Source organism: Nocardia sp. CA-136227 (assembly GCF_050955695.1).
In the GTDB taxonomy this organism is placed as follows: Bacteria; Actinomycetota; Actinomycetes; order Mycobacteriales; family Mycobacteriaceae; genus Nocardia.
Map to the genome: position 1 here is coordinate 2,959,025 of NZ_CP192081.1, position 22,994 is coordinate 2,982,018.

The 22,994-nt window shown below is 69.5% G+C and carries 24 protein-coding genes, 1 tRNA gene and 1 riboswitch; of the genes, 8 read left to right on the top strand and 17 right to left on the bottom strand.

What is annotated here, in order from left to right; genetic code table 11:
• The first annotated feature begins 49 nt into the window (after positions 1-49).
• From zapE to ACQP06_RS13485, 3 genes are all read left to right on the top strand, one after another.
• Positions 50-1,072, top strand: a complete 1,023-nt coding sequence (zapE, locus tag ACQP06_RS13475) for a cell division protein ZapE (protein WP_433672522.1) — start codon at positions 50-52, stop codon at positions 1,070-1,072.
• A gap of 143 nt (positions 1,073-1,215) precedes the next feature.
• On the top strand, positions 1,216-2,019 hold the full coding sequence (locus ACQP06_RS13480; RefSeq protein ID WP_433672523.1) for a tyrosine-protein phosphatase: 804 nt from the start codon (positions 1,216-1,218) through the stop codon (positions 2,017-2,019).
• Between the two features lie 341 nt (positions 2,020-2,360).
• Positions 2,361-3,980 (top strand): TlrC/CarA/OleB/SrmB family ABC-F type ribosomal protection protein, encoded by a 1,620-nt coding sequence (locus ACQP06_RS13485; RefSeq protein WP_433673314.1) that lies wholly within the window; start codon positions 2,361-2,363, stop codon positions 3,978-3,980.
• Here the strand turns inward: ACQP06_RS13485 and ACQP06_RS13490 are convergent.
• On the bottom strand, positions 3,961-4,497 hold the full coding sequence (locus ACQP06_RS13490; RefSeq protein ID WP_433672524.1) for a GNAT family N-acetyltransferase: 537 nt from the start codon (positions 4,495-4,497) through the stop codon (positions 3,961-3,963). The two genes, ACQP06_RS13485 and ACQP06_RS13490, sit on opposite strands and share 20 nt — an antisense overlap.
• 8 nt (positions 4,498-4,505) lie before the next feature.
• On the bottom strand, positions 4,506-5,738 hold the full coding sequence (locus ACQP06_RS13495) for an MFS transporter (RefSeq protein WP_433672525.1): 1,233 nt from the start codon (positions 5,736-5,738) through the stop codon (positions 4,506-4,508).
• 316 nt (positions 5,739-6,054) lie between these two features.
• On the opposite strand from ACQP06_RS13495, the gene ACQP06_RS13500 reads away from it, so the two are divergent.
• Together ACQP06_RS13500 and rox are read left to right on the top strand one after the other, a co-directional pair.
• A complete protein-coding gene (locus ACQP06_RS13500) occupies positions 6,055-7,038 on the top strand; it encodes a hypothetical protein (protein ID WP_433672526.1) in 984 nt (327 codons plus the stop codon).
• A gap of 127 nt (positions 7,039-7,165) precedes the next feature.
• A complete protein-coding gene (gene rox / locus ACQP06_RS13505; protein WP_433672527.1) occupies positions 7,166-8,593 on the top strand; it encodes a rifampin monooxygenase in 1,428 nt (475 codons plus the stop codon).
• A 10-nt stretch (positions 8,594-8,603) separates the two neighbouring features.
• On the opposite strand, the gene ACQP06_RS13510 is transcribed toward rox, so the two are convergent.
• The 9 genes from ACQP06_RS13510 to ACQP06_RS13550 all read right to left on the bottom strand — a co-directional run bounded on the left by ACQP06_RS13510 (position 8,604) and on the right by ACQP06_RS13550 (position 17,951).
• Positions 8,604-9,962, bottom strand: coding sequence for a hypothetical protein (locus tag ACQP06_RS13510; RefSeq protein WP_433672528.1), 1,359 nt, complete (start codon positions 9,960-9,962; stop codon positions 8,604-8,606).
• Positions 9,963-10,044: 82 nt separating this feature from the next.
• Positions 10,045-10,350, bottom strand: coding sequence for a hypothetical protein (locus ACQP06_RS13515; RefSeq protein WP_433673315.1), 306 nt, complete (start codon positions 10,348-10,350; stop codon positions 10,045-10,047).
• Between the two features lie 93 nt (positions 10,351-10,443).
• Positions 10,444-10,516 (bottom strand) — tRNA-Gly (locus tag ACQP06_RS13520).
• Between the two features lie 138 nt (positions 10,517-10,654).
• On the bottom strand, positions 10,655-11,968 hold the full coding sequence (locus ACQP06_RS13525) for a hypothetical protein (RefSeq protein ID WP_433672529.1): 1,314 nt from the start codon (positions 11,966-11,968) through the stop codon (positions 10,655-10,657).
• The gene (locus ACQP06_RS13530; protein WP_433672530.1) at positions 11,965-13,638 is read right to left on the bottom strand and encodes a cutinase family protein; all 1,674 of its coding nucleotides are present in this window, start codon (positions 13,636-13,638) and stop codon (positions 11,965-11,967) included. The genes ACQP06_RS13525 and ACQP06_RS13530 overlap by 4 nt, the downstream gene beginning before the upstream one ends.
• 17 nt (positions 13,639-13,655) lie before the next feature.
• Positions 13,656-14,522, bottom strand: a complete 867-nt coding sequence (locus tag ACQP06_RS13535; protein WP_433672531.1) for a hypothetical protein — start codon at positions 14,520-14,522, stop codon at positions 13,656-13,658.
• Positions 14,519-15,397, bottom strand: coding sequence for a MinD/ParA family ATP-binding protein (locus ACQP06_RS13540; protein WP_433672532.1), 879 nt, complete (start codon positions 15,395-15,397; stop codon positions 14,519-14,521). Before ACQP06_RS13540 ends, ACQP06_RS13535 begins: the two co-directional genes overlap by 4 nt.
• 3 nt (positions 15,398-15,400) lie before the next feature.
• The gene (locus ACQP06_RS13545; protein WP_433672533.1) at positions 15,401-16,555 is read right to left on the bottom strand and encodes a hypothetical protein; all 1,155 of its coding nucleotides are present in this window, start codon (positions 16,553-16,555) and stop codon (positions 15,401-15,403) included.
• Positions 16,556-16,577: 22 nt separating this feature from the next.
• Positions 16,578-17,951 carry a hypothetical protein gene (locus ACQP06_RS13550; RefSeq protein WP_433672534.1) on the bottom strand — a complete coding sequence of 458 codons (1,374 nt, stop codon included), beginning with the start codon at positions 17,949-17,951 and terminating at the stop codon, positions 16,578-16,580.
• A gap of 362 nt (positions 17,952-18,313) precedes the next feature.
• Here ACQP06_RS13550 and ACQP06_RS13555 point away from each other — a divergent pair, with 362 nt between their 5' ends.
• A complete protein-coding gene (locus tag ACQP06_RS13555; protein ID WP_433672535.1) occupies positions 18,314-18,970 on the top strand; it encodes a hypothetical protein in 657 nt (218 codons plus the stop codon).
• A 4-nt stretch (positions 18,971-18,974) separates the two neighbouring features.
• Here ACQP06_RS13555 and ACQP06_RS13560 read toward each other — a convergent pair whose 3' ends face one another.
• The 4 genes from ACQP06_RS13560 to ACQP06_RS13575 form a co-directional block, all read right to left on the bottom strand.
• Positions 18,975-19,289, bottom strand: a complete 315-nt coding sequence (locus tag ACQP06_RS13560; protein WP_433672536.1) for a DMT family transporter — start codon at positions 19,287-19,289, stop codon at positions 18,975-18,977.
• A gap of 9 nt (positions 19,290-19,298) precedes the next feature.
• A riboswitch (guanidine-III (ykkC-III) riboswitch) is annotated at positions 19,299-19,362 on the bottom strand.
• An 82-nt stretch (positions 19,363-19,444) separates the two neighbouring features.
• The gene (locus ACQP06_RS13565) at positions 19,445-20,062 is read right to left on the bottom strand and encodes a LysE family translocator (RefSeq protein ID WP_433672537.1); all 618 of its coding nucleotides are present in this window, start codon (positions 20,060-20,062) and stop codon (positions 19,445-19,447) included.
• Between the two features lie 39 nt (positions 20,063-20,101).
• A complete protein-coding gene (locus ACQP06_RS13570; protein ID WP_433672538.1) occupies positions 20,102-20,302 on the bottom strand; it encodes a DUF397 domain-containing protein in 201 nt (66 codons plus the stop codon).
• Complete coding sequence (locus ACQP06_RS13575; RefSeq protein ID WP_433672539.1) at positions 20,299-21,204, bottom strand: helix-turn-helix domain-containing protein; 906 nt, start codon at positions 21,202-21,204, stop codon at positions 20,299-20,301. Before ACQP06_RS13575 ends, ACQP06_RS13570 begins: the two co-directional genes overlap by 4 nt.
• A 169-nt stretch (positions 21,205-21,373) precedes the next feature.
• Between ACQP06_RS13575 and ACQP06_RS13580 the strand changes: the two genes are divergently transcribed.
• Positions 21,374-21,577: a hypothetical protein gene (locus ACQP06_RS13580; protein WP_433672540.1), complete on the top strand. Its 204-nt coding sequence runs from the start codon at positions 21,374-21,376 to the stop codon at positions 21,575-21,577.
• A 4-nt stretch (positions 21,578-21,581) separates the two neighbouring features.
• Positions 21,582-21,806: a hypothetical protein gene (locus ACQP06_RS13585; RefSeq protein ID WP_433672541.1), complete on the top strand. Its 225-nt coding sequence runs from the start codon at positions 21,582-21,584 to the stop codon at positions 21,804-21,806.
• A 19-nt stretch (positions 21,807-21,825) separates the two neighbouring features.
• On the opposite strand, the gene ACQP06_RS13590 is transcribed toward ACQP06_RS13585, so the two are convergent.
• Positions 21,826-22,197 (bottom strand): hypothetical protein, encoded by a 372-nt coding sequence (locus tag ACQP06_RS13590; RefSeq protein ID WP_433672542.1) that lies wholly within the window; start codon positions 22,195-22,197, stop codon positions 21,826-21,828.
• 3 nt (positions 22,198-22,200) lie between these two features.
• Positions 22,201-22,977, bottom strand: coding sequence for a hypothetical protein (locus ACQP06_RS13595; RefSeq protein WP_433672543.1), 777 nt, complete (start codon positions 22,975-22,977; stop codon positions 22,201-22,203).
• Positions 22,978-22,994 lie beyond the last annotated feature (17 nt).

Genomic DNA, 22,994 nt, shown 5'->3' on the forward strand with positions numbered 1-22,994 from the left:
GGCACATGCTGCGTAAAGCCCCACGCGGGGCCGGATCTACTCTGACGCAGTGCAGAAACGCCTCGTCGACAGCCACCCGGAGGTTCCGGCCGACCAGCTCGTGGCCCAGATGGTTCCGCCGCCCACCTTCGACGAGGTGAGCTTCGGTTCCTACATCCCGGACCCGAAGGAACCGTCGCAGGCCGCGGCGGTGCTGAAGGCCGAACTGTTCGCAGATCAGGTCACCAAGCTGCGCAAGGCCGCGGACAAGAAGAGCCTGTTCGGCAAGAAGAAGCCGGTGCAGGGCATCGGCCTGTATCTCGACGGCGGCTTCGGTGTCGGCAAGACCCACCTGCTGGCCTCGATCTTCCACAGCGTGCCGAACCCGAAGTCGTTCGGCACCTTCGGTGAGCTCACCAATCTGGTTGGCGCGCTGGGCTTCAACAACGCGGTGGAGCGCCTGTCGGCCAACAGCGTGCTGTGCATCGACGAGTTCGAGCTCGACGATCCGGGCGACACCATGCTGGTCTCGCGGCTGCTGACCGAGCTGACCGCGCGCGGCGTCTCGGTGGTGGCGACCTCCAACACCCTGCCGGGTCAGCTGGGCGAGGGTCGTTTCGCGGCGCAGGACTTCCTGCGCGAGATCAAGAAGCTGGGTTCGCTGTTCGAGCCGATCCGCGTGGACGGCCCCGACTACCGGCACCGCGATCTGCCGCCCGCCCCGGAGCCGACCTCGCAGGAGCTGCTGGTCGAACGGGCCGCGGCCACACCGGATTCCACGCTCGACGACTACGACGAGCTGCTGAAGCACCTGAGCACCCTGCACCCGTCGCGCTACGGCGCGCTGATCGACGGCGTGTCGGCGGTGTACATCTCGGGCGTGCACCCGGTCACCGATCAGGCCGTGGCGCTGCGCATCGTGGTGCTGGCCGACCGGCTCTACGACGCCGGCATCCCGGTGACGGTGTCGGGCGCGAAGCTGGACGAGATCTTCACCCAGGAGATGCTCGACGGCGGCTACCGCAAGAAGTACCTGCGCGCGATCTCACGTCTGCTGGCGCTGTCGCGTTTCGAGGCTCCGGCGCACGCCTGATCCGGTTCCGCCCGGGGTTTCCAGGGGAGATCCCGGGCGTTTGTCCACCCCGGTGGCCTTCATAGTTTGCACGGGTAATAAATTTCGGTGGTCAGCCAAAACCGGGTCGAAGACGGTTTTCGGCCCCGGAAGGGAGTACCACCTTGCGTAAACGTGCTGTTCAGGCCGCCGCGGCGGTCACCATCGCCCTGTCCGCGAGCCTCGGTTCGGTGGCGCCCGCCTTCGCGGCCGACCCGCCGGCCGCCACCAGCAGCGTGCTGGTCAACACCGACAGCCGGGCCCTCGGCCTGACCGGTGTGCTCAATGCCCGCGACGCGGGCGGCTACCGCACCGCCGACGGCCACAGCGTGCGCACCGGCCTGGTCTTCCGCACCGGCGAACTGAGCAAGGCCACCGACGCCGATCTGGCCAAGCTCACCGCCGACAACGTGGTCTCCATCCACGACCTGCGGACGAGCTACGAGCAGTTGATGGGTCAGGACAAGGTGCCCGCCGGGGCCACCGAGCACCACGACGACATCATCGGCCAGGCCCCGCCGCAGGTGATGGCCTCGACCCTGTCCGCGGGCACCGATCTGTACCGCGCCTTCATCACCGCGCCCGGCGCGAACGAGGGTTTCGCGAACGTGCTGCGCGACATCGCCTACAACCCGGGCGGCGTGCTGTTCCACTGCACCGCCGGCAAGGATCGCACCGGCTGGACCTCGGCGGTGCTGCTCACCCTCCTGGGCGTGGACAAGGACACGGTCTACTACGACTACCTGCTGTCGAACTACTACCGCGGCGCCAAGGACGGCGACATGCTCAACGGCGTGACCGCCTCGGCGCTGGACTCGGCCTTCGACCAGGCGACCGAGAGCTACGGCAGCTTCGACGGCTACGTGCGCGACGGGCTGAAGCTGACGGACGGCGACATCGCCGCGCTGAAGGCGAAACTGCTGGCCTGACAAGGCGTTTCACAACACGAGAGCAGCACGGTCGAACGCCGGGCGGGTGATCCCGCCCGGCGCTCGCCGTCTGTGATCCCCATCAAAATGGTTGACGACCCCGCAGCGTCCCCGCTACCGTTCGAGTCCTCATGGGTTTCGGTTTCCTTTTCTTGTGATCGCGTCGCCGCGTTGAGCATCTGCTCCGCCGCGACTCCCTCCCCACGCGTATCCGCTGGTCAGCGGCTGGTATTCGCCTGTCGGCGACCGATTTTCGCGTGGGTTCCCCAACGATCCGGCTCGTGTGCGAGCCAGAACAGGAGACCCCTGTGCTTACCCTCCAACCCTCCGCGGTATCCCAGCTGACCCTGTCCGGCGTCACCAAGCGCTACGCCGATCGCGTGGTGCTCGACGAGGTGAGCCTGTCCATCCGGCCCGGGGAGAAGGTCGGCGTCGTCGGCGACAACGGGGCCGGGAAGTCGACTCTGTTGCGGCTCATCGCCGGTCGCGACCTGCCCGACAACGGCGACGTCGTCGTACAGGCGGCGGGCGGTATCGGCTATCTGGCGCAAACCCTGGAGCTGCCGCCCACCGCCACCGTCGCCGACGCGATCGACCTGGCGCTCAGCGATTTCCGGGACCTGGAGTCCCGGATGCGCACGGCCGAAGCCGCTCTCGTCGCCCCGGGCCCGCTCGGCAAGCGGCTCGACGCGTACACCGACCTGGTGGCCCGCTTCGAGGCGCGCGGCGGCTACACCGTCGACGCCCGGGTGGACGCGGCCCTGCACGGCCTCGGCCTGCCGGACCTCGATCGAAACCGCCTGCTGGGCACGCTGTCCGGCGGTCAGCGGCGGCGTCTGGCGCTGGCGGCCACCCTGGCCTCCTCGCCGGAACTGCTGCTGCTCGACGAGCCCGCCAACGATCTCGACGACAGCGCGGTCGAATGGCTGGAACGTCACCTGCGGGAGCATTCGGGCACGGTGGTCGCGGTGACCCACGACCGTGTCTTCCTCGAGCGGATCACCAGGATCGTGCTCGAGGTGGACGCGGGCACGGTCACCCGCCACGGCAACGGCTACGCCGGCTACCTCACCGCCAAGGCCGCCGAACGCCACCGCCGGCAACAGGAGCACGACCGCTGGCGGGCCGAACTGTCCCGCAACCGCCGCCTCGCGGATTCGAATGTCGCACGCCTGGATGCGATCCCGCGCAAGCTCCCGCTGGCCGTCTTCGCCGCGGGCCCCTTCCGGACCCGCAGCCGCGGCCACGGCGCGCAATCCCGCATCCGCAACGCCAAGGAAAGGGTGTCCCGCCTGACCATGAATCCCATTGCCCCACCCCCGGATCCGCTCCGCTTCACCGCGGACCTCGGCCCCCTGGGTGCGCCCGCCGCCCCGCTGCCGCCCGTCGCCGAGTTGAGTTCGGTTGTGGTGCAAGGTCGTCTGCGTCTGGACGGGCTGGGGATCGGTGCGGCCGATCGGCTGCTGGTGACCGGGCCGAACGGCGCGGGCAAGACCACCCTGCTGCGGCTGCTGGCCGGGGAGCTGGCCGCCGACTCGGGCGTGGTCACGGTCCGCGGCCGGGTCGGGCACCTGCGACAGGAGGACACGGCGGGTCCGGCGGATCGAACGGTGCTGGAGGCGTTCGCATCCGGCCGCCCCGGCTATCCGGACGAGCATGCCGACGAGCTACTGGCGCTGGGCCTGTTCCGCCCGGCCGACCTGGGCCTGCGGCTGGGTGAGCTGTCCTACGGTCAGCGTCGCCGCGTCGAATTGGCCCGTCTGGTCACCGATCCGGTGGATCTGCTCCTGCTCGACGAGCCGACCAATCACCTGTCCCCGAGCCTGGTCGAGGATCTGGAGCAGGCCCTGGACGGCTACACGGGCGCGGTGGTCCTGGTGACCCACGACCGCCGCATGCGGCAGCGGTTCCGGGGCCGTCGCCTCGAGCTGGGCTCGGGTGTCAGAACCGATGCAGCATGACGTAGTCGTGGTGCAGTTGGCTGCCGACGGTGAAGGTCTTGGTGCCCGCCACGGTGAAGCCGTGTTTGGTGTAGAAGCGCTGGGCGCGGGCGTTCTCCTGGTTCACGCCCAGCCACACCGCGATGTCGCCGCCGGTGCGCGCCGTCTCCAGGGCGGCGCGCATCAGGGCCGCGGACACTCCGTTGCCGTGCTGGCCGGGCAGCACGTACATCTTGCTGAGCTCGGTCACCGGCCGCTGCGTGACGACGGCGGCGACGTGCGGGTCCGCGGGCGGCATCGTGTTGAGCAGCGCGTAGCCGACGATCTTCCCGTGCAGGACCGCCTTCAGGACCGACCGCTCGCCGTCGCCGAGGTATTCGCGGAACCGGTCCGCCGACAGCACCTGCGCGATGAACGCCGCCATGTCCTCCGGCGTGGATCCGGGCGGGCAGGCCAGCGGGAAGGTCGCGGCGGCCACGGCGGCGAGCTCGTCGGCATCGTCCGCGACCGCCGGTCGGATTGCTACGACGTCGCTCATGATTCCAGTCAAGCAGGCTCCGCCGCGGGTTCGGTGGTCGAGGGGGCGGTGGTGGCGCGCGGGTGGAAGACCCGCGCGAAGCCGATCAGCAGGATCGCGAAGGCGAGCGGAATCGTGAATCCGGTCCGCATGTTCGCGGCGTCGGCGACCACGCCCACCACCGCGCCGCCGACCAGCGTGCCCGCGTAGTTGAACAGGTTGAGCCGTGCGATGAGCGCGTCCAGGTCCCGCCCGCTGGTGAGTTGCCCGGCCTCGCTGAAGCACAGCGGCGCGATCACCGGCAATCCGATTCCGGCGACCAGGAATCCGAGGATGGCCACGGCCGGTCCCGGCGCGGCGACCACGATCACCAGGCCCACCGAGCCGACGGCGGCGGCCACCCGCACCACCGTGCGCGGGCCGAAGCGGCGCACCCACAGGTCGCCGGTGAGGCGTCCGATCAGCGAGGCGCCCTGGTAGGCGGCCAGCGCCAGCGCGGCGGCCCAGGAGGAGGACAGCAGTTCGTCCTTCAGGTACAGCGCGGACCAGTTGCCGACCGCCAGATCGATGGCGAAGGCGAGCGCGATCACCGCGCCGAAGATCCAGAAGACGCGGACCGGCACCGAACTGGTCGGGACGTGTTCGGCCGGACCGGCTTCGGCCTCGTCGGTGCCCAGCAGTCGCGGGCCCGCCGCGACGCAGCCGGCCGCCACCACGGCCGCGGCGGTCAGGATCGAGGCCGACAGCGGCACGTCCAGCGCCTCGAACCCCGACACCAGCAGCGCGCCCGCGATCGATCCCGCACTCCAGGCCGCGTAGAACGACACCAGGACGAATCGGCCGTAGCCGTGCTGGATGAACACCGCCTGCATGTTCGTTCCGGCGTCGACGATGCCCAGCGCGATGCCGTACACGGCCAGCGCCACGAAGAGCGCGATCTTGTTGGGTGCGGCCGCGATGGCCACACCCGCCACCGCGACCAGCGCCAGCCCGATCCGCAGCGCGGTCCGGCTCGACCAGCGCAGCGCGATCCGCTCGGCGGTGATGCTGCCGGCTCCGGCCAGCAGCGAGATCATCGCGACCGATGCGACGATCAGGCCGTCGGTGAGCCCGAATTTGTCCTTCTGCTGCGGAAGTTCGGTGAGGATGACGGCCAGGAAGAACCCCTGCAGCGCGAACGCCACCGAGTTGGCGGCGCGTGCCGCCCTCAGGGTCGGGTGTAGCGCGCTGAGCTGCGGGTTCGGGGACTGCGGCGGGAGCATTTCGAAAGAGTAGCGGCGGGGGCGCGAGCGGGCATCCCGGACATCACCGGGGGCATCGCGGACGGACCGGTCGGGGCGTGGCTGGTCACGATCATGTTCGGGGTGCGAAGATCGGTCTCGGCATCGCGGTCGACGATTACGATCCGCGACGCGCTTGATCACACGCGGCTCGCGGTTGCGTAACGAATCTGGTCGCTTTGCTGCCGGTGAGTGCATGCGCTGCGGCACTCTGGAAGTGACAGCTAGGGCTGGTGGTTTCCGATGAGGCGGAAGCGGCCCCTGCGGTGAGTGTGGTGGCTGGGGTGATCTTGTGAGCATGAGGCGAGCGGATGATCCGCGCGACCGGTCGGTGGCTCTGGCCGAACCGGTCTCGCGCGTGAATCCCGCGGCGGCGGTGACGGATTCGCCGGCCGCGGCGGGTAAGGGTCGTGCCGCGGGCAAGGGTCATGCGACGGGGGAGCGGTGCCGGGAAACCGACTGTGCGGACTGCCGTCAGGATGTACGACGGCTGGAGTTCTGGTTGCGCGGGCAGCTGCTCGCGGCCGGAGCCGAGGAGGTGCGCCTGGGTACGATGGTCGGCGCGCACACCGTGGATGTGTTGTGGCGCAAGGGTGATCGCACCTGTGCCATCGAGGTGTCCAGTGCGCCACCGGAATTGACGCGCGCCCGATTGATCACGGCCGAGCTGCGGACCAGCGGGTGCGGTGAGGTCCTCTGGATCTGCCCGCCCGGGTTCTGGACCGCGCAGCTGCCCGCGCTGGGTCTCGACGATTTCGCCGCTGCGGGCCGCGAGTACCGGGTGACCGGCGGGTTGCTGAGCGCCGGTCCGGGCGGTGTAGTGTCGGCGCGCCAAACCTCGTGCGAACTGGACGAATTCGTGACGGGCTGGGTGGCCGCGGAGATAGCGTTCGGCTGCCGCGACGAACACACGGGAGGATGGGCGACAGTGACCGACTGGGAGCGCCACACCCGCACGCAGGCCGCGGTCATCGCACGCCAGCGTCAGGAACTCACGAATCAGCGCACCGCGCTGGCGCTGGCTCGCAAGGCCACCCGCGACAAGACCAAACAGCTGCTGCGCCTGACCCATCGCCTGGAGCGCGCCGAGATCGCGGCTCAGCAGCAGGCCGACGACCTGGCCCAGACCCGTCGCCGCATCGCCGACCACAATCGCGTGGACGCCACCTTGCGCCTGACGGTCGCGGCCCAGAAGTCGGCGATCATGCATTGGCAGCTGATCACCTGGTTCGCGGTCATGGTGATCGTGACGTTCATCGCGGCGGGACTCGTCCTGAAGTAGCCGAGCGCGTCCGAATTTCCCTCCCCCTTCAACGTATATCGCAGTGGGGGGCTTGCGGCAAGGCCCCGGGTATGCCGCAGAATCGTCGACCGTAAGGCGATGACCTGCGGAAATCAGGAGGGCGTTCATGGTCGATGTGATCATTGTCGGGGCCGGGCCGACGGGGTTGATGCTGGCCGCGGAGCTGCGGTTGCACGGGGTCGGGGTGGTGGTGCTGGAGCGCGATCCGGAGCCGACCAAGGTGGTGCGGGCGATGGGGATGCACGCGCGCAGTCTGGAGGTGCTCGATCAGCGCGGGGTCGCGGATCGGTTCGTGGCGCTGGGCAAGCAGCACGATCCGAGCGCGTTCTTCGCCGGGATCGTGCCGTCGAAGCCAGTGACGTTGGACAGCTCGTTCCCGTTCGTCCTCGGCCTGCCGCAACCGATCACCGATCGCCTGCTGGCGGAGTGGGCGGTCGAGCTCGGCGCGGAGATCCGCTACGGAGCGCTGGTGACCGGGCTGACCCAGGACGCGACGGGCGTGACGGCCGAACTGGCCGACGGTTCCACCCTTCGTTCGCGCTACCTGGCCGGCACCGACGGCGGCCGCTCCACCATCCGCAAACTGGCGGGCGTCGACTTCCCGGGCGAACCGGCACGCTTCGAAACCCTGCTCGGCGAGGTCGAACTGACCGCCCCGCAGGACGAGGTGATGGCCACGGTCATGGAGGTCCACAAGACCCACCGCCGCTTCGGCGCGGTCCCGCTCGGCAACGGCGTCTACCGCCTCGGCGCTCCCGCCGACGGCCTCGCCGAGGACAGTGACACCCCGCCCACCCTCGAGGACCTCACCCGTCAGGTTCGCGCCTTGGCGGGCACCGACTTCGGCGCGCACTCCCCGCGCTGGCTGTCCCGTTTCGGCGATGCCACCCGCCTCGCCGACCGCTACCGTGTGGACCGCGTCTTCCTCGCGGGCGACGCCGCCCACATCCACCCCCCGAACGGCGGCCAGGGCTTGAACCTGGGCGTCCAGGACGCGGTGAACCTCGGCTGGAAACTGGCCGCCGCCGTAACCGGCTGGGCCCCAGCCGATCTCCTCGACACCTACGAATCCGAACGCCGCCCCGTGGCCGCCGACGTCCTCACCACCGCCCGCGCCTCCAGCGAACTGACCTCCCTCGACCCCGGCCAGCAAGCCATCCGCCGCATCCTCACCGAACTCATGGAGTTCGAGGACGTCCACCGCTACCTCATCGAAAAGGTCACCGCCCTCAATATCCGCTACGACCTGGGCTCCGCCGACGACCTCATCGGCCGCCGCCAACGCGACGTGGCTTTGAAGAACGGCCGCCTCTACGAACACATGCACCAGGCCCGAGGTCTTCTCCTCGATCAAACCGGCGCCCTCTCGATCGCCGGCTGGTCCGACCGGGTCGACCACGTGGTCGACATCAGCGACCAACTCCCGGCCCCCGCCATTCTCCTGCGCCCCGACGGCCACATCGCCTGGGCGGGATCGAATCAACAGGACCTCGAGCCGGCCCTGTCCCGCTGGTTCGGGACCTCTACTCCCTGATCCCGGCGGATCAGCGGGTGAGGCGGAAAGGACCTCGGTGCCACTGCCAGTCGTGACGGTGGACCAGGGCGGCGAGGTCCAGGAGGGTGAGCCCGCTCTCCGTGCGGAAGGTGTCGAGGGCGGGCCAGGTGAGGGGGCCTTGGGTGAGGCGGCTCATCAGGGTGGACTCGTGGTGGGTGTCCACCCTGCGGGACAGCAGTTCTGGGAGGCCGTGGCGGCTGCCGGTCCAGGTGAGCCAGCCCCAGCCGCGGGTGAAGGCGGCCGCGCGGGAGGCGGCGGCGCGGGTGCGCTGGGGGTACAGGGCCGTGTGGGCGAGGGGGGAGACGTCGATGAGGACGGTGCGGCCGTCGGTGAAGGTGGCTGCGGCCGTGGGGTAGTGGACGCGCTCGCTGCCGTCGAGGTCATAGGTGACGGCGACGGGGAGCTCACGGAAGGTCTCGACCCGCGGGCTGGTGTCGAGCAGCCGGAGCAGGCGGGCCTGCAACGCGGTGTCGAAAGTCACTTCGCGGCCGAGCTTTTCGGAGAACATGTGGCCGCGACTGTCGTCGTCGTAGTCGAGGCGGCCCGCCGGGAGGCTGGGCAGCGGCTCCGGGCTCCCGCCACCGGGCCATTCGACGCGGCGCAGCCACGGAGCCCAAACATCGTCTCCCGCATCGGCTGCCGCATCCTGGGCGGCCCCGTCGGCGCGAGTTGCTCGTCGTGTCGATGCCGGATCGCCTGCGGGATCGGTCGCCGCCGTGGTCGCCGGATCGCCCGCGCCGCCGGCCGCGTGGTGGTCGGCGGCGGAGCCCGCGGTGCCCGGCGCACGCCGCGCTCCACCGGTCACGTCCTGCCCCGGCACCGGCAGCAGATGCCAGCGCCCCTTCTGCTGCCAGCCCGCGATGCGCTGGAAGACGAAGCCCGCCAGGCGTTTCGCGTCCTGGAGGTCGTGTCCGGCGAGGCGGAGTTTGAGGTACGCCCAGTCCTGCGCGGCGATATCGCCGTCGGTGGCATAGGTTTCGGCGAGCAGGGCGCGCACGAGGCGTTCGTCGCCGTGGCCGATGGGGTACCGCTGGGCGAATACCGACAGGTCGGGCTGGCCGGTGGCGAGGGTTTGGCGCAGCATGGCGCCGACCGCACGGGTGTAGAGCTGGCGGGCCCGGTCACGGGAGACCCCGAAGCGCGCACCGAGCAGTGTCAGCGTTTCGGGGTTCTCGCCGTCGAGTCCGAGTCGGCAGGTGATGAGTTCGGCATCGCGGGGCCGGTCGGCCGCCACCTCGGTGGCGAGACCCGCCAGGACTTCGTGGACGTGCTCCAGCCCGAAGTCGACCCCGTCTGCCGGGTCGTCGCGCAGCAAGGTGCGCGCGGTGCGTGTGTCGCTCGTCGTCAAGGCGGCCCCTACCCGTGTTCGCCAGTCTGTTCGACGAGCGTAGCCGGGGCCACCGACAGTCGGCGCTGTACGCGCGGGAGGGTCAGAGGACGGCGTTCATGATGGTGCCCGCGCTGGTGGCGACAATGCCACCGATCATCGCGCCGGCCACCATCTTCGGCGAGGCGAGCCCGCTGCCCGACCATTTCTCCCAGGCGAACCGGCCGCCGGCGTAGGTGATGGCCATGACGCCCGACAGCAGCACGAACCAGGTGAAGTAGCGAACCAGCTTCATGAGTTTGTCCGCGACCGGGGGAGTCTCCGGGGTCGGGTTTCCGAGCTGGGCGAGTGGGACAGACACGAGGTCATACTGGGAGAGCACAGTGTCGTGGAAGGCGCTGAGCAACATGGTCACCCTGCAAAGGTACCGCGAATTCGCGCCGACATGCCCGGGAATGTGCGCCAGATCTAGTGCGCTGGAACAACTTTCGTTGTCGTGTTGAGCGGATGACGAGATTCGAACTCGCGACCCTCACCTTGGCAAGGTGATGCGCTACCAGCTGCGCTACATCCGCATCGCTTCCGTTCCGGCGTCTCCGCCCGTCCGGCTGCGAGACAGAACATTAGCCCACCCGCGCGCCATTTCCAAAACGCCCTGGCAAACCCTGAGTACCCCTGCGTGCCACCTCGCCTTCCGTGCCGGGCCGTACCGGCTATTTCGGGGTGTCCTCGTTCATCGGGATCAGCGCCGAGATGAGGGTCGCCCCGCCGAACTGCGTGGTCATGACCAGCTGCGGGGCCCAGGTGCGTTTGGTGGCGTCGGGATGCTGCTCGGTGACGACCATGATGTGCTGTCCGTCGAACGGCCCCGGCATGATCTGCACGCAGTAGGTGGTGCCGACCGGTATGGAGTCGATGCCCGCCTGGATCTGTTCGATGGACGGCGCGGGCGCGTCGGGGGCGTACATCTCGCGCACGGCCTTGCCGGATCGGTCGACGTAATACCGGTTCTGGAGTGCGAGGATCGCCTCCGGCCCGGACCGCGTACTGCCCGGTCCGTTGCCGCGGACGGTGCCGCCCTTGGCCTCGTTGGGGCACAGGTTGGCGGGCAGTCCGGACGCGGGTTGGTCGGAGGCGGCGGTCGTGGCGGGAGCGCTGGCGACCGGGACCGCCGCGGGCGTGGTGGCCGCGGCCTTCGCCCGCTGGTCGTCGCCTTGCCCGACCTTGGCAACCTGCACGACGATCGCCGCCGTCACCACGATCGCGGCGAGTGCGCCCAGCACCGGCACCGCCCACCCGCGTTCACCGGTGGTGGGGAACCGGAATCGTGGCCCCGATCGGGTCGGGTGGGGCGCTCGCTTCAGCGGCCGGCGTTCGTCGGGGAACCCCCATTCCGCGGATCCGCGCTGGCGGGGCGGGGTGAAGTCGCTGGACGCGCGATCCTGCAAGGAGTCGTACACCGCCTGGGCGCGGGGGGAATCGTGTGCGGTCCGGGTGCGGTGCGCGGCGGCCTCGCGAGACGACGGTGTCAGGTGTGAGGACGGCTGGTGTGCTGACGACGCCGGGTGCGAGGTCGGCTCGTGTGCCAACGTGGCCGGGTGCGCCGCCCGGTACCGCGAGGCAGGTTCGTTTTCCCAGGTCTGTGGCTCCGAGACCCTCGCATGCGAGGGTCCGTCGCCGGTCCCGGCAGGGGAGGCGTCGTCCGCTGTCCAGGCATCGGATCGTCCATGGGCCGATCGGTTGTCGGTCGTGCTGTGTTCGGCCCGGTGCCGCGCCTCGTACTCCGCGGCTTCGTAGTCCCCGGTCTCGTCGTCGTAGAACTCGTCGTATCCGTCGTCGGGGTCGTCGTCGTACGCGTTGTAGACGTCGTGGCCGCGTGTCGACCCTGGGTACTCGTCGCGCGGCGGCGGCCCGCTCGCGCCGGTGATCCAGTCGGCCCAGCTGCCGGTGTACGCGCCCTCGGTCGCGGGGGTGGGTGGTTCCGCGCCCGGACCCGTTGTCCGCGACCCTGATTCGGTGGTGCTCATGGCGTCGCCTGCGGGATGAGATCGGGGATCAGCGGAGCCCCGCTGCTCGGCGTCGTGGTGAGCACGCCGCTCGGCAAGGTGGTGGCCGCACCGTTCGAGGGTGTGGTCGTGGCCCCGCCGAGCGGGAACTGCCCACCCGGCGCGACCGTGGTGGTCGCGGTGGTGGTGCCCGCGAAATCCATTCCCACGCTGGGCTTGTCGCTACCGCCGCGCGGCGTGGCCCCGGGCGTCGCGGCCCCCGACAGATCGTGCGCGACGGCCGCGAACCACCGTCCCACCCAGTCGGTCGGGCTGGCCCCGAATCCCGCGCCCTGGGCGTGGGTGTAGTCGTGCTTCTGCGCGGTGTCCCAGTACCGCACCCATGTGGTGATGTCGAGCAGATCCTTGTTGTCGGTGACGTTCTGGGTGACCGCGGAGAACGCCTGCGTGGTGAGCCTGCTGATGGTGGTGGGCGGCACCAGGTTGGCGGCGGCCCCGACCAGTTTGGCCCCGAACACGGCCAGTCCGGCGATCGGATTGGCGAGCCCGGCGGTGGCGATCTCGGCGATATTGCCCGGCGTGAGAATGTCTTTCACCACGGCCACGATGGAGTTGATGGCGATGGTGCCGACCTTGAGCAGCGCTTGGAACGCGCCGGGGATGTCGACCTGGGTATTGGGGTTGGAGGCGTCGGCGATGCGCTGCGAGATGGATTTCTGCGGCTGATACGACATATCGGTGAGCGAGGTCCCCGACACGTCCTTGTTCACCACGGAGGTGGCGGTCTTGATGGAGGTGAACGCCAGCGCCTCCGCGATCGACTTCAGCGATCCGATCGGGTCCCCGGCCGAAAGCTCCACCTGCCCGGCGATATTGGCGACGGTCCGCACCAGCGGCGCGCCGACGGGGGTGTCGCAGGCCAGGTCGCCTTCGGTGCAGAATTCGGCGACCCGCCCGACCAGCGAACCGAAGTTCTCCAGCGTGCCGCTATCGGGTGCGATGCCCGCGCCGGAGGCGGTCTTGGTGGCGGGCGGATCACCCAGCCCGGCAACCGTTTTCCCGTCGGTTCCGGGTGCGGCGGTGGGCAGCTTCTGATCCGGTTTGCCGGGGAACAGCGGCGCGTTGGCATTGCGGTTCGGGTCGCCGAACAGGGCGACGGCCGCGACCTTCTCCGCGGCCACGGTTCCCTTGCCCGCCCCGACCTCCTGCGCGAACACCGAGGCCACGTGCGCGCCCTGCGAGTATCCGGCGATGGCGAGCCGCGTGTTCGGGCACCGGTCGGTGATCTGTTTCGCCATGGACCGCAGGCGTTCCAGCCCGCCGGTCACCGACTGGCTGTAGGTGGTCTTGGAGACGGCGACGACACCGCCGAAGGACGCCTCGTAGGGCACGTAGGCGCGGTCGACGAGCTCGTCCCCGGCGTCGGCCATCATGGGCCGGAACACTTCCGACAGCATCCCGGTGTCGGTGGTGACGGCGGCGTCGGGGGAGGATTCGCCGGTGCCCTGGATGCCGAGCGCGTACAGGGCCGGGCATTTGTCGATGGGCACCGTGGTATCGGGCGGGCCGCCGTGGGCCACGGCGAGGTCGAACACGCCGGGCCCGGCGGCCGCGGTCCCCACCACGCAGACGGCGGCGGTGAGCAGCGCCGCGCTTCGGAACCATCGGGTGGACAGCAGTTGTCGATGCACGACGCACCTCGTTCAGGTTATGGGCCGACTGGGTCCGCGCCGTGTTGCGCGCGTTCGGTGATCCGGGTCCCGGCTATGCGTGCCGCGGTGAGGATCTGCTCGGCCAGGAGCCGAACCGGTTGCGGGGGAGTGCGGGTGGGATCGCCTTCTTCCATCGGCGAGACTCCGGCGGCGGGATCCCAGGCCGCCATCTCGTAGGGTTCCAGCGCCCGCCATTGCTCGAGCCAGCCGAGCCGCCAGGTGCGGGCGCCCAGCTCGATGGCCAGTCCTTCCATCTCCTCGCGCCGTTGCGCGACCGGAACCGGTAGCGGCCGAGCCGAATCCGCCACCGTCAGCACGCCGACGACCGCGCTCCCGGCGGGCGTCGCCCGCGCCTGATGCGCCAGCAGCGCGCGGTGCAGCGCGTTCACCCCGCGCAGATGACTCCGCCCGACCAGCACCACCAGCGGCGAATCCATATCCGCGCCCGCCCCGATCCGCGCGGGCCACCGCTGTCCGGCATCCCCGGCCCAGCGCAGACTGGCCGCGAGACTGCTGACCCCCGCCCCGCCGTGCACGCCGACCAGCCACAGCAGGGGTGGACGCGGCGGGCGATTCGGTACGGCCCGATGCCACATCGCCACGGGCGGCACGGCGGAAGTCGGCGGATTCTGGTCGATGGCCTCGAAAAGCATGTCCCGGCCGCGTGATTGCTCACCGACACCGCTGGACGGTAGGTGCTCCGCACCGTCCGGGTCCGCTCGTGGCGGGTCGCTTGTGGGGTCCGCGGCTTGCGCCGGGCTCGGGTCGTCGGCGGTGCCGGTGCGCCAGGCTCCCGCGCCGCGTGGCTGCCACGCGGCGGACGGACCGGAAGTCGCGGCGCCCGGGAGCTGGGTGCTGGTCATCGCAGCGCTCCCAGCAAAGTGAGGTAGGCGTCGCGGGTTTCGGCGGCGAGCCGGTGCCAGGAGATGGGGCCGCCGGTGGCGAGGTGCAGATCGAAGGGGATCTGGACGACGGCGCGCACCCAGGAGCCCAGGTGGGTGCGCACATGGTCGATGACGGTGGCGGCGGCGCCGGGCACCTGTTCGGTGAGCACGATGACGGCGTCGCCGACGACGAACTCGCTGAAGTTCTCGTCCAGCCAGGCCAGTGCGGGTTGCAGTCGGTTGATGGCGTCGGGCCGCGCGGCCACCGTGATCACCAGCCCGACCCGGGGATCGGACAGCAGGGGAGCGGCCAACCGGCTGGTGACCGGTGCGCCCGCGTCGAAAACACCCAGCAGCCCGGCGTTTTCGAGATATCTGGCCACCGAGGTCAGGGATTCCCTGCGCGGCAACGGGTCCGGCGTCCGTGTCAGCACCCGCACGCCGGTGGAGGTCTGCCCCGAGCAGGCCCCGACACTGGCGGCCGTCCCGGGATCGCGGGTGCCGAGCCAATTCTGGAGTGAGCTCACGGGTGCGGCGGTATCGCAGCCCCGCAAGGCCACGTCCCCGCCGCCGAGCGTGGCGTCCACCACGACCGGCCACACGTCGCCGTCGCTGTCCACCGCGGCCGCGGCGGCCAATCCGAGCGCGGTGGTGCTGGCGCCCGACGCCCCGGATCCGCCCAGCACCAGCGCCGCGGGAACCGCGGCCCGCACGAGCCGTCCCCGCCCGCCGTGCAATGGCACCGCGTCGGTGGGTGACCCGGCGGGGCCGGGCCGCATCAGGTCACTCTCGTACGACTCCCCGTCGCCGCCGTGGCCGGCCGGTGGCCGGAGCCGGTCGTCGATATCGACCATGGCTCACCGGCTTCCGGCGATGATCGAGGTGATGGTGGTGCGCCCGTCGCGGGTGGCGGTGGTGATGACCTGCTGCCACGAGGTCTGGGTGCCGTCGGGATGCTTCTCGTCGACGTTGACGTTCCACCGGTCGGCGTCGGCCTCGGTGATGGTCACGCAGTGCTGGGTTCCGGCCGGCGTCGCCGAGATCGCGTCGCGCGTGGCCTGTTCCGGCGCGACCCGGGCATCGGCGCTGAGCACCGACCGCACCGCCGCCGCGTCCCGCAACACGTACCACGCGTATTCGAGCCGCATGATCACCCCGGGCCCGCTGTTGAGGTTCCCGGCCCCGGCGCCGCTCACCCGCTGCGGCGTATCCGTCTCCCGGCACCACACGGCCTGCCCCGGCTGATTCCCGCTCGCCGTGCTGGTCCCCGCCGTGCCCCCGGGCGCGCTCGCCGTACTGTTCCCCGGAACGGCCTGCGGCTCATTCGAATCCCCGGCCGACGACATCAGCCACGCCACGCCCGCCACGACCACGAGCGCCAGCGAAACCCCGGCAATCGCGATGGCGCGAGCCCGGATCCGCAGCCGCCGCTGCGTCTGCACCGACCGCCGCCGCGCCTCGTCCACCAGCGCCGCCATCGGATCCTCGGCCCGTAGATCCTCCACGGCCCGCCACTCGTCGTCCCACTCGGAATCCCGCCCCGCCGAAACCGGCTCCGCGGCGGCCCCTTCCGTCAGCCACGAGGCCCACCCCGCCACCTCCACCGGCTGCGTCGCCGCCTCCGGCGCGGCCCCGACCGGCACGATCTCCGGCATCACCGGCCGCCGAACCCCTTCACCCGCTACCGAACCCCCACGGACCGCGGGTTCGGTGACCGGGTCCAGATCCTCGCCCGGAGCCTCTTCGCGTCGATGCCGTGACGCGCCAGGCTTGGGTACCCGCCGCGTAGACGCGGATGCGTGGCTGCTCGCCTGCGTGGCCGCGGCCGGTGGGATTTCGGCCGGTGGGGGTTCGGGCGCGCTGGGTTCGAGTCGCAGGAAATCGCCGTCCGTCCGGTCCGGGACGGACTCGCGATGGTGCGCCGCGGCAGCCGGGTCGGCGGCGCGGGGTTCGGGCTGGGCGGGTAGGGGGCCGGGGGCGGAGTCGCTGTCGGCGTTGTTGTCTGCGGTCACGGCGTCATCCGTGTCGTTGCGGTCACGCGCCCGGCAGGGCGGGCTGCAGGGCGGCGATGAAGGCTTCCGGGGTGATCGCGGGCATCTGCGCCACGGCGGCCCGGAACGAATCGACTTGCGCGTTCACGCCTTCCACCACCTGCTCCACCACGGGCGCGGCCTGCGGCACCGCCGCGACGACCTGCTGCCCCGCATCGGCCACCACCTGCTGCACCACCGGCGCGGCCTGCGCCACCGGCTGCTCCATCACCGGAGCCACCGCCTGCGCGACCGGAACCACCTGCTGCTCGATCGCGGCCCTGACCTCCTGCACCGCGGGCACCGCCGCCTGCGCCACGGGCGCAACCTGCTCGATCGCCGTAGCGACCTGCTGCACAACCGGAGCCGCCCCTTGCGCCATCGGCGCGATCTGCTCGATCGCCGCCCCGAGCTGCTGCAACGCGGGCGCCAGAACCTGCGCGATCGGCGCAGGTACCCCGATCAGAGCCGAAACCGGCTGCACCCCGGGCGAACCCACGGCAGGATCCGAACCCGGCACCTGCAAAGCGGTATCGATGAGCGGCGGCACCGAAGCCGGAGGCTGCGGGTTGGCCTGCGGGGACGCAAAGCCGCCCCACGCGCCACCGAAGATGGTTCCTGCTGTGGCTCCGACAAGAACGCCTGGCACACCCAGCGCGGCAGCCCCGAGGGCGCATCCTGCGACACCACCGACGACCGCACCAACGGGTGCGCCGACCCCGCCGGTCGGGACGCCACCGATCAGCGCGCCTGCGAGGGCTCCCATCGCCGCACCAGTGGCGCATCCGCCAGCCACGCCGATTGCCGCCAGTGCGGGCGCACCCGCGACGCCACCGATGAGTCCGCCTGCAAGGGTCGACGCAGCTCGCCGATCGGATTCCTCACGCGGCAAACCCAGTCCGTCGTAGGCGGCGGCCAGCTGCCACTCGGCCAGGTCGACATAAGCCTGAGCTTTGTTCCTCATCTTGAGGTCGACCCAGTCCGGGAGCTGGACGTCGTTGGTGCCGAGTCGGAGTTGGTGCGGATCAGTCGGCGCGACCTCGGGCGTACTCACCACAGGCTGATCGGGCTGAGCCGCTTGCGGTTCCACGTCGCCCTGCGGCTGCGTGGCCTGCGGCTGAATGATCGTGTTCTGCTGCGGCGAGGGCGTCGTCTGCTGTTTGGGCCGCGGCCGGTTCGGAGCCGGAATGGGCGGGTCGGGGATGTAATCCGCCGGGCTGGGCGCCGCGGGCGGCGGAGGCTGGGTGCTCAAACCCGGCTGCCCGTCTCCGGGCACGGCGAGCCCCGGTTGCCCCGGTGCCGCGACGGCGACCCCTTGGCCCGCGACCAGCGCGATCGGCAGCATTGACAGCAGGATCGATGTTCGTGTGGTCTTCATCTCCCCAGTTCCCCTTCCCCGAACGGACAGCAGCGGGCTCGCGACCCGATTCCCCCGAACGCCAGGGCATTACGCACCACTGGCAGATGACACAGGCGGCCCACCGGAACCAGGTCCCGATGATCCATCATCAACCCCACCACCTGCGATGATCATGTTGCGGCCCTGATGTTACCCGGATCGTGGGTCCCCGCAACCGGTTCCGTGACAGGAGTGACGAATTGTTAAACCGATCCGATCAACACTGCTGGACCCGCCGCCGTGCCCGCCCGCGTCATAGAGTGAGCCCGACCGCGCGGCCGCCGAACTCGCGTCCCCGCAACGCTTCTCGACCGTTCTCGGGTTCTACGGGAGGAATCATCGTGCGCGCCAATTCAGCACACCACGCGCAAACTTTCACCGCCGCGGTGGTGGCCCTACTCGTCGCGGCGACTGCCGTCACCGTCTCTGCCTGCGGTCTAGGCGATGATCCCGCCACCAAATCGACTACCACGGCGGCAGATCCGTCCCGCCCGCCCGCCGACGTGCGCTGGGAAAACTACCAGGGTGTCCAGCTCCCGATCGGCGGCCACGACGGCCCCAGCAAACTCGGCACCACCGCCGCCGGCTACACCCACACCCCCCAGGGCGCGGCTTTGGCCGCCATCAACCACAGCACTCGCCTGTCCCTGGCCCCCGACGGTGTCTGGCCGCAGGTGGCCGCGATCTCCCTGATTCCCGGCGCCGCCAAGGATTCCTGGGTCCTGGCCCGAGCCCAGATCTCGATCACCGCCCCCGCCAATCAGACCGTGGCCCCCCACATCGCCGCCTACAAACTCACCGCCTACGCCCCCGACCGCGCCGACGTCACCGTCTACGCCACGTACTCCGACGCCAGCATCACCGCGTCCGCTCAGACCGTCGTGTGGGTTTCCGACGACTGGCGACTCCAACTCCCCGACCCCACCGCCAAAACCCAGACGGTCCAATCGGTCCCCGCCGTCCCCGCCGACGCGGTGAAACTGACCCCGGCCAAATAGCCGTCTATCCGACCAACTTCAACCCGACCACGCACGCCACGATCCCACCGAGCAGCAGAACCTTGATCGCGCTGACAGCGGCCTCGCCGGTGGCCATCGAGTACACGACCGTCAATACGGCCCCGATCCCCACCCACGCCGCGTAAGCGGTCCCCACGGGCAGTCCGCGCATCGCATAGGCCAGCCCGGCCATACTCGAGACGAGCCCCACTCCGAACACCGCGGTGGGTCCCAGTCGGGTGAATCCCTCCGACTTCCCGAGCGCGGTAGCCCACACGGCTTCGAGAACCCCGGACACCACCAACACCAGCCAAGACATGACTACCTCCGAAGGCCGTCTTGTCGCACGCCGGGTACGGCTCCCTCGTCCGGGCCCCTGATGGGGACTACCTACACCATGGCAAATGTCCAGCGACCCGGGCAAATTTCCAGATGGTGATATCTGCCTCCACCTCGGGACCGCGCAGCTCACGTCTATGGGTTCTGCACGGCCAGCCGTCCCGCGAGTGCGATGAACGAGACCCCGAACATGCGACGCATCCACGTCATGACCGCCGGACGGGAGATGACGCGGCTGCGCACCCCCGCCGCGAAGACGCCGTACACGGCGAACACCACGAAGGTCGCGAGCATGAACAGCCCGCTCAGTTCGAGCATGCGCACGGTGGCGCCGGTGGAGCCGTTCGGCACGAACTGCGGCAGGAACGCGAAGAAGAAGATCGTCAGCTTCGGATTCAGCACATTGAGCAGAACGGCGGACACGATCACCCGCCCGGCGGTGGGCGCGGCCTCCGAGCTCTCCTCCGGGACGGCGAGAACTTCCTTGTCCCGCAGCGTATTCCACGCCATGTAGAGCAGATAGGCCACGCCCAGGTACTTCAACGTCTGAAATGCCACCGCACTGGCATTGAGCAACGCCGCCAGCCCGGTGATGGCCGCCACCACATGCGGCACGATCCCCAGCGTGCACCCGAATGCCGCGATCACACTGGCCCGCACTCCCCGCGCCAACCCCGCGGCCAGCGTGAACAGCACCCCGGTGCCCGGCGTCGCCACAATGACAAGCGTCGTCAACAGAAACTCGATGCTCATCCCCCGCACAGTAACCGAGCGCGGCGCCCACCGCGGCGTCTAACGCCGCCAGACTCCACTGCCCAGGAACCGATCCCACTGCTCCCCGGAGAACACGAGCATCGGCCCACCCGGATCCTTGGAATCCCGCACCCCGACGGTGTGTGCGTTTGTGCCTGCGAAGGCGACCTCGACGCACTCGGATGCGTCGGCGGACCTGGAGGACTTGAACCATTCGGCGTCGCGCAGATTGTTGATCACTTCGCGTACTCCTTCGCGGTGGCCGACAGCAGCTCCCTGGTGTCGTCTTCGCTCAACGCTACTCGCCGGAGATCTGTGATCGCCTGCTGGAAGCGGACGATCACCTGCTCCTGGTCCAAGTAGAGCGCGCCGACGGAGCCTTCGACGTAGACCACCGGCGGTTCCTTGAGATGGTTTGCGAAGGGCGGGAATTCGAGCAGTCCGAACGACTGGAGCGCGAGACCGGCATGCGCGCCGACGCCGAACGGCACTACCCGAACGGACACGTTCTCGCGTGCGCCGATCTCGGCCAAGTGCCGCAGTTGCTCGACCATGGCGGCGAGTCCGCCGGGCTGATGCTTCAGCGTTGCCTCCGACAGGATGGCCTCCAGTCGAAAGTTCTTGTCGTTGAGGCGTTCCTGTCTCTTCGCGGCGAGCTCGAGTCGGCGCTCGACATCGACAGTCGAAAGGTCCGGGTGTGTCGCCTTGATCAGGCTGCGCCGGTATTCGGGCGTCTGCAGTAGCCCGTGGACCATGACGAGTTGGTGGGTCGTGAGGTGATTGGCGGCCGTCTCCAGGTTCAGGTAGTGATCGAAGTGCGGTGTGAATTGGTCGCTGTACGACCGCCACCACCCCTTGGACGTCCCCAGCGCCCTCGACACCAGATCCTGCTGCTTCACCTCTTCCCACAGTGCGAGCAGGTCATCGCGTTCTTGGCTCGGATTCGCGATTCCGTAGAACTCGAGTAAGTCGCGTATTTGAGACGTAGATATTTTGACCCGCTGACCATCTTCCATTCGGCTGATGCTCTGCGGCGACATATCGACGTGCCTACCCGCGACGAATTGTCCTTTACTGGCACGCAACCGGAAGCTGCGCAGAGTGCGCCCAAGTGCCCTACGCGGAAGTGTCGATCCAGCCATTTTGTTAGCCTCGCTATCTGGGGAGCGCCGTACTGGAATAGGCCAATCTGGATGTCCAACAATCTCGGTGGAATTGCGCTCTTAGATGGTGCCAATTGCCCCGCCTGATGTCTACTGGGATTCGGCGCGCCACACCGAATTTCGAAATGTCATCGATAAGGAGGCCGAAATGCCCTGGGACGCATGGGCCCTGCTCGCGATCATCGCCCTCTGTACCGTGATCACCGCCCGCACCGCCGTGGACTCCTACCGCCTGTGGCGTGAGTCCCGCACCGACACTCTCCGCCTGTCGCTCACCGGCGGCGGCCATCTCGATATCCCGTGCCCGCCCGGCCATCCCACCGGCCGCCATCGCAACCACGACCCGAGGTGACCCCATGAATCCCGCCGAAATAGCGGTCCTCACCGCCCTTCACCCGGACCGCACCCTCACCGCCCCGCAGATCCAGCAGTCGGCCACCCTCACCGGCCACCGCACCCGAACCGCCCTGTCCCACCTCGAATCCCGGGGCCTCATCACCCCCAGCCGCCCCCGGGGCCGCTACCGAATCACCCCTCGGGGCCGGGCGGCTCTCGCCACCAAGGCCCGCAGGTTCTCCTGATGCCAAGCCAGGACAAGGGTCAAAGTTCGATGGCGTCTTCCGGGCCGGCAGGCTGGTCGGCCACGGGCTCCGCCTTCCTGCGGAACGCGGCGGCGAGCAGTACCAAGGCCGCGACGATCAGGACGTGGGCGGTGAGCATCACCGCCATGGGGAGGACGAAGCCTTCATCGGTGAGCATGCCGTGGTCGCCGACGCAGTACAGGGTGTAGTTGGTGGACGTGCCGTCGGAGTCGTGGAAGGTGTCGGAGACGACCATGGGTTCGGTGGCCGGGGCCGAACAGAACAGGGGAGCGGTGAGTTTCGCTTCGCCGGGCCAGATGGCGACGGGCACGACGATGCTGAAAGCGCCGACGACGAGGCCGGTCGACAGAGCAGAAATCACACGGGCCATCGCCTACACCTGCTGTGCTCGGAGGAACACGCCGGCGCGGTCGAACTCGACGACCACCTCCGAGCGCGCGGACACGACATTGGCCACCATGCGGATATCCCGCCCGAAGCGGCTCACCAGAACAGCGGTGACCTGCCCGTCGGGGATCGCACTGCGCGCCCGTGCCGTGTCGACGATGTCTTCGATCCGCGAGAGCCCCGGCACCTCGCTGACCCTGAAGTTCTGGCCGTCCAGGTCGTCGAAGGAGGAAACCCGCACCGGCCGTGGGTCACTCAGATCGCCGAGCGTGAACGAGTAGTCATCCATCACACGAGACTGTCCGGGCGGCCGGACCCGCACCCGGACAGTCGGTTCGCGCGCGGTGAAGTCGCCCCCGTCGAAGAACTTCGTCACCTGTGCGGGCTGGTCGTTGACCACCATCCGGAACCGAGTCGAGTTCGGCGCCGTCAACAGCATGACGTTCACCTCCGGATCGCTCGCCCCGATCCGCTGCCCCAACGCGGCGACCGCCCCCTGCGGCAACGCACTCACCAACCCACCCCCGCGCGCCCGAATCGCGTTCTCGAATTCCGCCCGATCCACCGCCCCGATACACCCACTGGTACTCCCGAGCACGGCCAAGCACACCACGACACGAAACCAGCCGCCACCACGCATATACCGAATGCTATGCGCCACCGTCCGCTCGCGCTGTGCTGCTCCTCGACCGGATGTGCTTGCCATGCGGCGATTTGCCGCCAGCCGCAACTTCTTGCTATCGAGTGAATCGGTCTGTCGCACATACGGTTTGCGGAAAT

Bases quoted from the DNA above. Each gene is read 5' to 3' on its own strand.
- ACQP06_RS13580 (WP_433672540.1), top strand. From the start codon at position 21,374: ATGCCCTGGGACGCATGGGCCCTGCTCGCGATCATCGCCCTCTGTACC.
- ACQP06_RS13575 (WP_433672539.1), bottom strand. From the start codon at position 21,204: ATGGCTGGATCGACACTTCCGCGTAGGGCACTTGGGCGCACTCTGCGC.
- ACQP06_RS13535 (WP_433672531.1), bottom strand. From the start codon at position 14,522: ATGACCAGCACCCAGCTCCCGGGCGCCGCGACTTCCGGTCCGTCCGCC.
- ACQP06_RS13500 (WP_433672526.1), top strand. From the start codon at position 6,055: ATGAGGCGAGCGGATGATCCGCGCGACCGGTCGGTGGCTCTGGCCGAA.
- ACQP06_RS13585 (WP_433672541.1), top strand. From the start codon at position 21,582: ATGAATCCCGCCGAAATAGCGGTCCTCACCGCCCTTCACCCGGACCGC.
- rox (WP_433672527.1), top strand. From the start codon at position 7,166: ATGGTCGATGTGATCATTGTCGGGGCCGGGCCGACGGGGTTGATGCTG.
- ACQP06_RS13565 (WP_433672537.1), bottom strand. From the start codon at position 20,062: ATGAGCATCGAGTTTCTGTTGACGACGCTTGTCATTGTGGCGACGCCG.
- ACQP06_RS13540 (WP_433672532.1), bottom strand. From the start codon at position 15,397: ATGGTCGATATCGACGACCGGCTCCGGCCACCGGCCGGCCACGGCGGC.
- ACQP06_RS13525 (WP_433672529.1), bottom strand. From the start codon at position 11,968: ATGAGCACCACCGAATCAGGGTCGCGGACAACGGGTCCGGGCGCGGAA.
- ACQP06_RS13560 (WP_433672536.1), bottom strand. From the start codon at position 19,289: ATGTCTTGGCTGGTGTTGGTGGTGTCCGGGGTTCTCGAAGCCGTGTGG.
- ACQP06_RS13495 (WP_433672525.1), bottom strand. From the start codon at position 5,738: ATGCTCCCGCCGCAGTCCCCGAACCCGCAGCTCAGCGCGCTACACCCG.
- ACQP06_RS13550 (WP_433672534.1), bottom strand. From the start codon at position 17,951: ATGAAGACCACACGAACATCGATCCTGCTGTCAATGCTGCCGATCGCG.
- ACQP06_RS13590 (WP_433672542.1), bottom strand. From the start codon at position 22,197: ATGGCCCGTGTGATTTCTGCTCTGTCGACCGGCCTCGTCGTCGGCGCT.
- ACQP06_RS13515 (WP_433673315.1), bottom strand. From the start codon at position 10,350: ATGTTGCTCAGCGCCTTCCACGACACTGTGCTCTCCCAGTATGACCTC.
- ACQP06_RS13490 (WP_433672524.1), bottom strand. From the start codon at position 4,497: ATGAGCGACGTCGTAGCAATCCGACCGGCGGTCGCGGACGATGCCGAC.